The following is a 12,738-nucleotide window of genomic DNA, read 5'->3' on the forward strand; positions in this document are numbered from 1 at the left end:
CTTTATTTTTTTGTTAGTGTTAATTTTTGGTCGTATAGAAAAATATTTTCAACTTCAATAGTTACATTGGTTTCTGAATACTTTATTCTTCCTGTTTTGCCTGTATAATCTGTTTGGTGCACAAAGTTAGTATACATTGGTACATTTTCTTGCTCAATTTCTACATAGTATTCTTGGCTATGGATATATGCAATGACTTTATCCATCATCTCTTGTGCATTTGCTATCTTGGGTTCATAATATATTTGGTTGTTTTCTGTTCTTTTTTCTATGTCTCCTTTCCAAAAAGACAATCCTATGGGGAGGATATTCCATTGCAAAGGATAATTAGTATCAGGAGCAAATTTGCGTATGCTAAAGCTCAATGCTTTTACAATATGTAACTGCTTTATGAACTCTCTTAGTTTTTCTGGAGTATCTGTTGCTTTAAAAAAATGTGAGCGGATATGTTCTAATCCTTCTCCCTCATACGTTGCTAAGAGTTCATTATCTACTTGTTTTATATGTTGTTGTATTTCAGAGATGTTAGTTACAAAAAGCACATAGTCCTTGACCTTGCATTTCAGAGGAAAGATGGCTTCCATATACTTATGTGATATAGATAAGAATTTAGTGTCTATTTCCTCTCCATTTACTAAAAACTGACTTCTCTCAATCACCACATCATAAGTAGGTTTTTTCTCTGTTTTTACAAAAATGTTATAGGTAAGAGTAGTGTTGTATTCCTGTTCTCCTATTTTTAATATAAGTACATCTTCAACGGCATAAGTAGCGGTTGGGAATAAATTAGGTGTTATTGTGAGCATAAAATTTTATACTTTTCAAAGATGAAAAATTTGTATTTATATCCTGTTTTTTTCTTTCTTTAAATATCCGTTGATTTGGTATAGTGTATAAAGAAAATTCACAGAAAAAACTTACTAGATAAAGAATTAGCAATATTACAAGCCTTTTCCAACCCATTTTCATAAAAAATATAGAAAATAGAAGAATGAAAGGATATACTAATACTATCCAAAAAAAACAAGCAAACAATATTGTCATTATAGCTGAAAATAGATAATCAAAACAGAAACAAGAATTTTCAGCATATATTCTATCAAAAAAGCGATGTGCCTGTGGATAATTGTAATATACAATAGATAAAAATATAAATACCAAAAATAATAACACTTGTGTTATGTATATATTGTAGCTATATTTTTTAAAAAAACACAAACATTTATTCATAATAAAATCATTTTCCTGCAACATAACCAAAGTATCCATCTTCAAAGGCATCAAAAGAAACTGTCCAAGATTCTATTTTTGCCCAAGTAAATACATCAAGAGTTATTGTTTTTTTACTCTCATCTATACTAATTTTTTTTAACCCTACCCAATGTGAAGGTATTAAAGATTTTGTCTTTGTATTATACTTAAAATTATCACTCTTCATTAGAAGAGCAATTTTATAACCATTTGTAAGCTTACTACTTAGTTCCGTAAAAGAATCTTTTGCTCCATTCCATTTACTAGTAAATAAATTAGTGTCATTTATAATTTTTGAATATCCAAGTATTTTTTCCATCATCTTTGCTACATCTTTAGGCAAGGATAATCCTGCTAGCCCTTCTTCTATTCCTCCCACATTAAGTGCATCTGGGTCATAATCCCAAAAATCATTCAAATGATCTCTAATTGTTGTTAAAAATACAAAATCTACTTCCCAAATAGGCAAATTATAGAAAGATTGTTTTGGATATTCTTTGTCTGTAGTTTTATAATTGAGTAGGTGTTCATCACTATCAATTTTAATAGAATAATCTGTTTTTTTTATAGTAGCCTCTCCATACTGATGCATATCAGAAATATATTGTTCATACGTGTTATAATCATTTTTGCATAGTAAATAAGCTATAACGGCTATACCACACAGAGAAGAGTCTCCTTGATCTATATATGGATTGGTTTTTCTTGATGAAAGTTGGTTTTTTAAGTTATTTCTATCTATCCATTTAAACCTATAATGACAAAAAACATCTAATTTAGCTTTTGTAGTTTGTTTATTTTTAAGATACGCATAAAAAGAGATTGTTTGCCCGCAATAATCTAAATTATCACAGTTAAAAATAGGTCCATCGAAACTTTTTAACACTAAATTTCCATCTCTTGTTTTATATGAAAATTCCCATACTATGCTCTTTGTTGCAGGAGGAGTATTATTTGCATAACTTATTTTAAAACTGTATTTTCCCCCATACACCATACCTTCATTATTCATAGCTCCAGAACCATCGTTTTTAGAACCATAAGTTGTAAAAATAATTTCTATTTTTTCTACTCCAAAAGGTATAGGGGGCGTAAGTTCTTTACGCTCTATTTTTTGCCATTTACCGAATTCTACTGCCATAATAAGTTTTTTGAGTAATGTTACGTTTAAGTTTGTATCTTAGATTTTTCTATTAATAAATTTAAGATTCGTAAGTTATGAATAAGTCCCCAAGACAAATGGAAATGTATATAAGTACAAATGACTAAATAAAAAAAAATACCATTGCTTTGTGTCTTCTATATTCATATTTTCTATTATTTATCTATTTTTAAAGATAAATATACTTCTTTTTATAGTTGTTATAAAACTTCTACTTAGTCATTATCTATCATAGTTTAGCTCTATATACCAATTATTACCTAATTCTTTAACCAAGTAGCAATTTTTCATTGAATTATAACGCCTTTCGGACATATCTATCTCTGGAGGACAAATTTCTACGTCATTTATTTCCTTAAAATTCCTTTTCGTATAAATAAAATTCTTATCAATACCCCAACCTATTCCCCCATAGGAATAATAATTGAAACGAATCTCATTATTAGAAAGCACAAATATTCCACTACACTGCACATTTTGTAACAAAGAATCCAATTCCCTTTTTTTGTCAATATTTAATTGATTGAAATAAATGGAATCCTTTATATTTTTATATTTTCCTTCAAACAAAACTGGTGGGTATTCAAATGCAGAAATTGTATCATCTGCAATAATTTGCTTAATCATTTCAAAATCAGTTTTACATTTATTAAAATGATTTATCATCTCCCTATCAGTAGGGTCTTTTACCTCTGATTTACAACTTTTTATAACAAACAATATTAATATTAATAGTAAGAATGGTATTCGCATCTTTCTATACTTAAAGGTTTTTCACTTTTATATGTTTCTAAAACTTCTTCCATAATAGTTTCTTCCGTCAATAGATGCATACTATTTTTAAATTTATCATACAGACGAAATCCTATTTTAATAGCTTGTGTATCATTGGGGTCGTCAAAACCTCCTAAAATATCACAATCCCCAAAATCAATAAATCTATTTTTTAAATATTCTTTCCAGACTTTCCATTCAGAAAGTTTTTTTCCATTATCTCCAATTTGTGCATATCCTGCTCCATTAATTAATTCAAATTCAGAAAATCCAGCTCTTTTTCCGATGAATCCATAGTGTATATTTGACCATATATCAAAATAAAATTTTATAGTGTATTTATCAAATTTACTACATGACCAATTTTTATCATTTTGTAATTTTCTTATTTCTTTTTTATGGTCCCATATTTTCCCTTTTGCAACTAAATCTTTCCATTTTTCATAGGCAGAGAGTTTATAAGCAATATTTATTTTAATATCATTTTTTAAAGATATATTGTCATTAAGATATTTCATAAACAATGTATCCTTATGATTAAAATTAGTTTTGATTTCTTTGCAAATATACTTTATAATTGTTTTAACATCAACATACCTGCAAAAATCTACCCTTGTTATCTTACTCACCTTTTCTTCATTAGGTTTTACTAAAAACGGCATCACGATAATTTCTTTTGCTGCCCATTCATCTTTTATCGTTAAAACAAGTTTTTCACCTTTTTCTTTTAAAATTTCTTGTTCCCCGTCAATTTTTATTGCCCACTGGATACGTTTTTTATCATTTTCAGAAACTTTATCCTGATTATATTTAGTTACTTTGTAAGTTACTTTTTCATAAGGAATAGCAGTGTTTTTTCCTTCAACTTTTGTTACTAAAAGTTGAGTTTTCTTGCTTTTATCATCACCTTTCCCATTCCCTAATCCCTGCATCACCACTTTTTTCTGGCTAACAAGCTCTAAATTACCATTAGTTGCCTCAATAATTACCTCTTCGGCTTCCTCATAAGAGGAGCCACTTATAGAGGTATAAGTATCACGAACAGTAATATATATGTTATTTGCCTTTTTAAAAATTCCCATAGCTTTACTTTTTAATGTGAACTACCTTGCTCGCCGCTATTAGATTTTACAGATTTTTCACTTTGTAAAATCATATTTTGCTTGGTGCTCACTACGGTTATTTTATCAGAATGAGAGTCGCTCTTCTTAGCTTGTATGCTTCTTTCGTTTTTAGAGATTTCACCTCTTACATTAGAGTCTTCTCGTATATCACCAGAAGCAGATTGAGAAATATCTTTACCTGCTATATCTACCATATTCACGCCTGCATTGCTAACAATGTTTAAAGAAGCTGTTGAAAATATGTTTTTATTTGCATTTAAATTAATATCTCCGCCCGCTTTGAAAGTAATATCTTTAGGAGCACTTACATTGATATTTCCTTGTCCATCCATTAGGTAAGTGTTGCCACTGGGGTCTTCTATAAACACGCTACCTTCCGCATCATTGAGGATAATTTTAGTACCTGAGCGGGTGTGTATCACTTTCTTGTCGTTGCCTGAGGTATGGTATTTACTAAATTCCTTACCATTGTAGTTGCTTCCTACGACAAAGGGGCGTTCGGCGTTTTGGTCTTCAAAGTCTACCCATACTTCTTCGCCTATTTCGGGGATAAAGTAAAAGCCTTTGCCGCCTCCTGCGTGAGGTTGTACTACTCGTATCCAAGGGGTTTTGGTTTGGTGCTTTTCTTGCCATATAAACTGTACGCGCACGCGTCCCCAACCTTCAGGGTCGTTGTTATCAATCACTCGGGCGGGTTGCTGTTCGGCTCTTGGGAGGGCTTGTTCATCGTAATAATAGGCTACAAATACATCGGGGATGGCTATAAATTCGTTGTAATAATCTCCTTCGCCTTGATAGTGGGTTACGTCTATCACACGATAGGTTTCCATCGGTAAATCGTTGATGTCTTTGAGTTTTACGAAGCCCCCAATGCGCACGTGTGGGTTGCGACTCTTACCTCGCACTTGCATCAGTTGTTCGCGTTTTTCTTTCTCTCTTTGTACGGCTTCTTTTAGGTAATCACCTCTAAACTCATCGGGCAAGGCTCCGTAGGTTTGGTCGGTGGTTTTGGCAAATACTTTCTCTGAGGCTTGAATAGCAGCAAACTGAAAAGGATTTTCTTTGTATTGTGGTTCTGTTTGGTCACTGCCTTTGACCTCTGTTCTGGTCATTTGTGAGTTGTAGGACAGATAGTTGAACTTTTGAGGTTTGAGCATCAGTTCAAATTCTACCTCTGAAAGGTCGCCTCCTTCGTAGAGAGTTACGGTTTGTTGTGCCCTGCTGCCAAAAATGTATTGCGTGCCGTTGTAATAGAAAAACTCACCATAACGTTTGGCAAGGCGTTGGATAAACTGATAATCGGATTCGTTGTATTGTACGGTATAAGGGATTTTTTCTTCGTTGTTGATGAGTCCCTCAATGTGGATTTGTGATTCTTGTGGGTATTCGGCTGTAGCTTGAGCAATGATTTCGGGGAGGGTTTTGTTTTCGTACGATTGACAGGTTTTGCCTCCGTCTAACACTATACTTGGTGCATAGCCCGAGATATACAATTTACCATAACCGCCTCCTTCGTTTTTCTTATTGCAGATATTGGCTATAATTCCTTTGAAAGATTGTATAACTCCTCCAAATTGATGAAAGTGAATAGTGATATTTTCTCCCAAAAGGTCTTTTGAGTTTTTCATTACTTGCCCCTTGAAGTCATCGATAGCAGTATCGTTTACTACAATGGTAAACTCATCGTGGGTATTGGTGTGCTGGGTAAGGTGTGTTTCAAAAGTGGCATTATCTAAGAAACCTTTATCATTGACGGTAAGGGTAACCATCACTACGGGATTGGTTTTATCGACTAAAAAGTCTTGAAAACTTCTCACTGAGGCGAAATGGGCGATATCATCGGGGTGATTGGTGCGATAGCCGGTAAATTGTTCATCTTTTGTACTCATAAGATTCTCTTTTAATTTGGGGATAGTTTAGTGTAAGTTCGTTTTAAGAAAAGAGGGGTTATAGGCTCATTTTCCATTGTTTTTCAAAGGTAACACCACTTGTGATGAGTTGTTGAGCTGATATAATCAATTCTATTTGTAAAGGGTCGGCACTATCAGCATTAAAATCTTCTTTAAAATTCACACAAAATGCTTTTTTGAACACCAACTCTTTCAATTTACTCATAGCATCACGGCGATAGTAAATAATCTTACCATCTTTTGTTTCGTTGTTATCTTTCATCCACTTGAAGAAATCAGGTTCTCCAGTGCTTTCTAAGCGAAGAAGGATCTCTCCTCCAGTAGGCATTCCTTTTGGCAAACCTGTTTTATCTCTATTTTGAGAGAGTTCATAACTACAAGCCAATACATTGTAGGTTTTTCCGTCTAATTCTAATTTAACTTTGAAAGACATATCTATATTATTTTAGAAATTACTTTTATTTTCGTCTGTTTTAAGCAGAAAAGGGTAGCACCCTAAAGCGCTACCCAATTTCCATAAGTTTTACACCCACTCATTTTCGTAGGCACCTGTACCCATTTCTAATTTCCTTGCAGAAATGGTAAAGGATTCAGTGAGGGGTTTTTCTCCTGAGGCATCAAAATGCTCTCGATGTTTTACAAGGTAAGCCTCAGTGAATTTCAATTCTTTTAGGGTAGCTTCACTATCTCTTTTTAAGAAAGTGATACTACCATCTTTACGTTCAAAAGAATTGGTCATCCACTCGAAGAAGTCGGCTTCTCCTGTGCTTTCGACTATTACATCAATTTTTCCACCACGTGTAACGGTAGAAGGACGACCTGTTGCATCTGTTTCTTGGAACAATGCATAACTAACGCTAAGAACATTATATTCTTTGCCGGCTACTTTAAGTTTGGCTTTGAAAGACATACGCTTAAAAATTTAAAAGATTAATAATTACATTAAAAAATCAAAAGAAGATTACACCCATTCATTGGTATGTTTGGCTGTACCCATTTCAATCTCTTTGGCAGAGAGTGTAAAGGTTTCTGTCAGCGGATTATCACCTGCTGCATCGAAATCTTCTTTGTACTTCACGATGTAAGCTTCTTTAAATTTCAGCTCTTTCAAAGTAGCCTCGCTGTCTCTTTTGAGGAAGATGATGCTTCCATCCTTGCGTTCGAAGGAGTTGGTCATCCACTCAAAAAGGTCGGTATCACCAGTGCTTTCGACGGTGATAGTAATTTTGCCACCTCTGGTAACCGAAGAAGGTCTACCTGTGACGTCGGTCTCTTGTAACATTCCGTAGTCAACGGAAACGATGTTGCGTTCTTTACCAGCAACATTCAGTTTGCATTTAAACGACATAATTAAAATAAATTAAAATTTAATACTCAATAATACCAATTATGGAAATATATATAAAATGTCTCCAATGCCTTATGTTAGAATCTAAACCTTATATTATTTTGTTTAGGATTAGATTTCTTTCATAAGAGGTACTTTACTTTTGTTCATATTCAGTATCCCATTCATTAGCATCAGTTCCCTTGTGTCCATCCATTTTGATAAGGAAGTTTTTAGCGGGGAAATAAGGTTTCATATGAATGTCTAAATAGATTCTGTCTTTTTGTTTAGGGTCTTGTTCAAATCGTCTTATCTCGAAATTCTCAATAAGGTTTTTAGGACCTGTGATGCTATCCAAGAATTGGACAATTTGGTTCATAATATCCTTACGAGTAGTAGCTGTAAAATTCTCAAAAGCTCTACGGTTAAGGAAATCCATTAGCACTTTGGTCACATAGTCGAACACACGTACTACAGAATACGTTTGTAGTCCTAAGTTATCTCCGTTGAACAATGTTTTGCCAGAGAAAGCCATTACTTTTCCGTATTCATTTACCATAGGGATAAGTCCTAAACTTTCTAAGTTGGCTATTTCGCTTTTCTTCAAGTCGAAACGTACGCCTTCTACTTCGTTGATACCTCCAAATTTCTTTCCTGCAGTTACCTGAGACATCAATGTTTTGTAGATTTTTCCAGCTAAAGCAGCAGAAGGAGGGACAAACAAATCGGTTGTTTCGCCTATTTCATTGAAACGACCTCTACCTACTAGCCAGTTGCAGGTCATTAATACATTGGCACGATACACATCGCCACCTGTGAGGTTTGCTTCGTCGAACATCTCCATTACATCATCGGGTTCATCTAAGTGTTCAAAGTCAGTAACAAGCATTACTTTATTTTCGTGAGCGATTTTTGCCCATTTTTCGACTACCATATTAGAGCCTAAATAACCTGGAATCACTAACAAGCCATAGTTATTTCTAAGGTCTAAACGGTCGTAGTTATCGGAAAGTTCGGCGTGTATGGTATCAATAAAACGTGTGTTATCAAGGTCTTTGAGTTGCTCTAAGGAAGCGTTCATCACTGTAACGTTTTTGATCTTGTCTTCCTCAGTATTTTTGTAGAACAAAGCTATGGTTCGATAGTTTGTTTCTAACTCACGAGTAGCCTCTACAGCATTGTATAAGTTTTTAGAAAGCAACTCTTCTGCTGATTTTTGTTGGTCTTCGCAGTGAGATACCATTTCTACCAAAGAATCGCTTTGTTTTAGTACACTTGCCCAAAGTTCTAATGTTTTCTTTAGGGTATCTCTTTCCTTTTGCTTGCTACTTTCGGTAAGGAATATCTTTCTACGAGCATTCCTATCAGGGTTTACATTTTGTACATTTTCTATGGAGGCTTCTAACAAATCAAACCCTCCATAACGCACTAATTTATCTAATGACTTTTCTAATGAAATAGGTGATTTCTTAACAGATTCTTGTGCTTGTGATGCTGTATTTACTGTTTCTACTTTATTTGACATCGTTTCAAATATTTAATTGGGAATTTAAAGAATTAACTCAACTCAGCTATTAGAGCTTCTAATGTATCTTGTAAGGCTTTTTTAGCATCAGGATCTTCCAAGGCTGCTTTAAGGAGTTTGTTTGTTTTGAGTTGTTTGATTATTTTCTGATATTGGTCTTTTTCTGTAGCCAATCCCGTAAGGAAAGCGCTTTGGGCTGTAATTCCTTTAGTGCCAAAATCTCCCAAGTTTTTAAAAGTCAATTCTTCTACTTTGGTAGCTCCTTCACTGTCTTCAAAATCTACTTTCATAGTAGGCTTGAAGTGCTCGAATACCTTGTCTAAGGTATTGAGACCTTCCACTAATTCGGGTTTTACGGGGTTTTCTGCACTGAGCTTTTGAGCTATCAATGTGCGATTAGGAGCTATCTCTAAAATAGCTTCACTTGCGTCTATAGGCACTTCGTTGCCTCCTATTCCTTTGTTTGTTAGCATTGAATGATGTTTTTTTATTATTATCAAACTTGATTACGCGACAAATGTAGTTAATTTTAAAATACAATGCAAATTTTTAATCAAATATTTTTCAAAATATTTTTGAAATATATTTTAACTACCTGTAAAACAGATGAATGATTATGATTTTTTTTAAAACAAGAAAAGGAAAAAGCACCTAAAGAAGATGCTTTTTCGATATTTCTGTAAAATAAATGTATAGTTTTATACAACACTGTTGAATTACTTCTCAAAAATTCTATAGGGATAAATGTTTGTAGAGGCTTTTTCTAATTTAATCAAGAAACTATCCTTTAAGTATTCCCATTCTGTTTCACTTACTTCTACCTCTTTATTTTTATTTAGGTAAATATCTATAGTTCTTTTGAAACCTCCTTTTAGTGAGATTTCTTTTTTAGTGCCTTTTTGCACGTCTAATCCTTTGATTGTGTGCTTGAAATGACTTTTAGCAAATGTTTTTACATCGGCAATGGTAACAATTCTACCTCGTGAAAGTAATGCATTGCGATATTCTAAAATCTTATCAGCAGTGCTGAGCCCTCGCTTACCACCCAAAGAAGATTTTACAGTAATAGCACTTTTAATAGCTGTTTTATTACTTTTATCACACTCTAATGAAACTCCCGTTTTTATATCATTTCCTTCTTCTCCTGCTGTATGCCAATAGGAAAAAGTAAAACTTGTATCTAATTCTTTATTCATAGAAGAAATGATTAGAAATGGATTGGTATTTAAAGAAAGACTTCTTTTCTTTATGTTTTGGTAGATAGAAGCTAAATTCTGTCCTATTTGCCTAAGCTCTGCATCGATAGCAAAGTCATTTCCTATGGCGGAAAAAGAAGCTGTTTCATCTCTTATGAGTCTTAGAGTATGTTGTAAATGATCTAAAGCACTCCTTTCATCAAAGCGTGCTACTCCTCCTCGTCTTAAAACAAAGGAAATATTATCTTCAGAATCATTTTGATAGTTTTTCACTTCATATCGTTTCCCATTATCATCGGAAATGTAGTCAATATCCAAAAAGGTGTTATCTCCTATAATAGGATAGATAGTTAGTTGCCCCTTAATACGTTTGGTTTTTTTAGTGTTGTACATATTCACCACAGGGATACAGTTTAAAGCAATACGTATATTTTCTAAGATTTTTGGGGTAATTACTTCATAGAACTTAAAACGCAACCAAACGATATCTTTTTCAGTAGCAATACGATTGTTAGAGAAATTCTCTTCTATAAAGGAAGTTACATACTCACTTTTTCCTTTTTCAGGATATATATTCCCTTTTAAAGTAAAAAAATTTCCTTGGTAGAACTGATTTACCTCATTGTAAATAGCCTCTACGTTAGTATAGTTTTTAGAGATAATATCTTCATATTCAAGATTTCTTGTTGGCACATTATACCCTTCTGCTAATTCATATTCTTTTTCGCCACAAAATACTTTTACTTGCTGCAAGTAATAATTGAAAAACTCTTTTTGTTCTTTGTTATTTATATCTATATAGAAGCATAAATCTTCTAACTTTTCTACCTCAGGGGCGTATAGTCCCACCCAAAACTCTCCTGAAGGAATGTTCCTTTCAGAATATTCTACCTCTTCCTGATAAAAAAAACTTTCTTGTTGCAATATTTTATTGCCAAAAACTAAATATTTTACTTGAGCAGTGGTAAGTTTCATTTCTAAGGTAGGACTAAAAAAGATGTCCATTGTTTTTACCTGAGTAGGGTCGTACAAGTTTTGTATCCGTTTGACAGCTTTGAAATGGCTATAACGAGATATTTGTACATTGTTCTCTATAGGAGTGAGTTGTAGAAGAGTTTGAGAAGGGGTAATACCTGTAACTTCATCAGGAAAAATAACTTCAAGGAGGCGTTCTGTAATTCTTGCGCGAGAATTTTCCTGTTCAAAACGCAATTTTTCAAGTTCTGAAGCACAAGCTGAAAGAATAAGTTCTAATACAGGATCAAAAGCGTTTTCTGATTCTAATTCACTATAGCCCCACATCTTTGAAGCTCTTTTTAGCATCCTATTTTTTATCTGTTCTTGTTTCATTATTCAGTGTTTTTATTAAAAAATTAGTAGGATAATGGGCTTACAAAAAAAGAATTTTTGTATACATAAGGGCGATTGGTCTCTAAAATAACTGCTTTTACTGAAACCAATACCTTTTTCTTTATTCGTTTTTTATCTAAGCTACCTAAATTTTGTTCTGTAGTTATTACATCTATATCTTGAACTGTGATACGTTTTTCGTGTTGTGAAATGCTGTCTTTTAAACTTTTAGCGACAAAAGTTTTTAGTTCGTTATCACTTTTGAGGAGATCAAAATCAGTATCCCATATTTCACAACCATAGGTTTCATCGAACTTACATTCTCCAAAAACAGTTGTCATCAAGGTGAAAATTGATTGAGAAATAGAATCTTCTAAGGCTATTTTAGCAAGGTCTTGTTTTTTCATTAGACCTCCAAAATCGATAGGGAGTTTGTAATATATTCCTTTCATACAGTTTGTTATGAGTGTTTGATTATTCTGTTTCAGATGAGACAAAGTCATTGCCTCCTGTATCAGTAAAAGTTATTTTGCCTCCTATAGCACATTGTATGCAGGAAGCACTATTGAGTTCCTTTTTACCATCGATAGTAGAAAAAGAGGTATTTTCCCACTTTATAGGAGCAGGCATACAAGGCAAATAACCACTTGTGGTAGGCTTTAGCTTGCATTGACCAAAAGGCATTATGTTTACATTGGCTTGTTTGTCTTCCTCTGTGGCTTGGAGCTTATTGTTTATTTTAGCAAACTGTTGACTTGTAACCTTTAGTGCAGTCGTTATTGTACCTTGGTCACATTGTAGTTTTGCTGTTTCTGTTATTTCTTGAGGCATGAGGGTATTTCACTTTATAATTATTTTAGGATATTATCTATTCATACTCTTTCTTATTCTTACTTGGATTATAATGTCCTTCATTTTTATAAATAATCCAATTAGAACGCTGAATAAACTTTTCATCTCGATTCACATATTTGAACCAAATGGCAGCACGCATTTTTATGTTGGGTTCTGTTATTTTAAAAATTTCCTCACATTCACTCATTACAGCCATAGAAGAAAGTGTTTCTATTTTAGCATTAGGAGCTAAAATAGTATCATATTCTCTTATGTTAATGGGAC

13 protein-coding genes and 1 pseudogene are annotated in these 12,738 nt (G+C 33.3%); all 14 read right to left on the reverse strand.

What is annotated here, in order from left to right; genetic code table 11:
- Window positions 1-2: 2 nt before the first annotated feature.
- Window positions 3-806: a hypothetical protein gene (locus HMPREF1528_RS10690; RefSeq protein WP_016479757.1), complete on the reverse strand. Its 804-nt coding sequence runs from the start codon at window positions 804-806 to the stop codon at window positions 3-5.
- A gap of 431 nt (window positions 807-1,237) precedes the next feature.
- Window positions 1,238-2,392, reverse strand: coding sequence for a hypothetical protein (locus HMPREF1528_RS10700; protein ID WP_016479759.1), 1,155 nt, complete (start codon window positions 2,390-2,392; stop codon window positions 1,238-1,240).
- Window positions 2,393-2,635: 243 nt separating this feature from the next.
- Window positions 2,636-3,040: a hypothetical protein gene (locus HMPREF1528_RS10705; RefSeq protein WP_225879561.1), complete on the reverse strand. Its 405-nt coding sequence runs from the start codon at window positions 3,038-3,040 to the stop codon at window positions 2,636-2,638.
- A 101-nt stretch (window positions 3,041-3,141) separates the two neighbouring features.
- A complete protein-coding gene (locus HMPREF1528_RS10710) occupies window positions 3,142-4,269 on the reverse strand; it encodes a polymorphic toxin type 44 domain-containing protein (RefSeq protein WP_016479761.1) in 1,128 nt (375 codons plus the stop codon).
- A gap of 11 nt (window positions 4,270-4,280) precedes the next feature.
- Window positions 4,281-6,200: a type VI secretion system Vgr family protein gene (locus HMPREF1528_RS10715; RefSeq protein ID WP_016479762.1), complete on the reverse strand. Its 1,920-nt coding sequence runs from the start codon at window positions 6,198-6,200 to the stop codon at window positions 4,281-4,283.
- A 58-nt stretch (window positions 6,201-6,258) separates the two neighbouring features.
- A complete protein-coding gene (tssD, locus tag HMPREF1528_RS10720) occupies window positions 6,259-6,654 on the reverse strand; it encodes a type VI secretion system tube protein TssD (RefSeq protein ID WP_016479763.1) in 396 nt (131 codons plus the stop codon).
- A 90-nt stretch (window positions 6,655-6,744) separates the two neighbouring features.
- Entirely contained in the window at window positions 6,745-7,131 is a 387-nt protein-coding gene (tssD, locus tag HMPREF1528_RS10725; protein WP_016479764.1) for a type VI secretion system tube protein TssD, read from the reverse strand.
- Between the two features lie 51 nt (window positions 7,132-7,182).
- Window positions 7,183-7,569: a type VI secretion system tube protein TssD gene (gene tssD / locus HMPREF1528_RS10730; RefSeq protein ID WP_009411176.1), complete on the reverse strand. Its 387-nt coding sequence runs from the start codon at window positions 7,567-7,569 to the stop codon at window positions 7,183-7,185.
- A 136-nt stretch (window positions 7,570-7,705) separates the two neighbouring features.
- Window positions 7,706-9,073 carry a DUF5458 family protein gene (locus HMPREF1528_RS10735; RefSeq protein ID WP_016479765.1) on the reverse strand — a complete coding sequence of 456 codons (1,368 nt, stop codon included), beginning with the start codon at window positions 9,071-9,073 and terminating at the stop codon, window positions 7,706-7,708.
- A gap of 32 nt (window positions 9,074-9,105) precedes the next feature.
- Window positions 9,106-9,546: a hypothetical protein gene (locus tag HMPREF1528_RS10740; RefSeq protein ID WP_002682314.1), complete on the reverse strand. Its 441-nt coding sequence runs from the start codon at window positions 9,544-9,546 to the stop codon at window positions 9,106-9,108.
- Between the two features lie 243 nt (window positions 9,547-9,789).
- Entirely contained in the window at window positions 9,790-11,619 is a 1,830-nt protein-coding gene (locus HMPREF1528_RS10745) for a type VI secretion system baseplate subunit TssF (RefSeq protein WP_016479766.1), read from the reverse strand.
- A gap of 23 nt (window positions 11,620-11,642) precedes the next feature.
- Complete coding sequence (locus HMPREF1528_RS10750; RefSeq protein WP_016479767.1) at window positions 11,643-12,071, reverse strand: GPW/gp25 family protein; 429 nt, start codon at window positions 12,069-12,071, stop codon at window positions 11,643-11,645.
- A gap of 22 nt (window positions 12,072-12,093) precedes the next feature.
- The gene (locus HMPREF1528_RS10755; protein WP_016479768.1) at window positions 12,094-12,450 is read right to left on the reverse strand and encodes a DUF4280 domain-containing protein; all 357 of its coding nucleotides are present in this window, start codon (window positions 12,448-12,450) and stop codon (window positions 12,094-12,096) included.
- A 37-nt stretch (window positions 12,451-12,487) separates the two neighbouring features.
- Window positions 12,488-12,738: pseudogene (locus HMPREF1528_RS12785) on the reverse strand (hypothetical protein); the annotation flags it as partial.

The organism is Capnocytophaga sp. oral taxon 336 str. F0502, from assembly GCF_000411575.1.
In the GTDB taxonomy this organism is placed as follows: Bacteria; Bacteroidota; Bacteroidia; order Flavobacteriales; family Flavobacteriaceae; genus Capnocytophaga; species Capnocytophaga ochracea.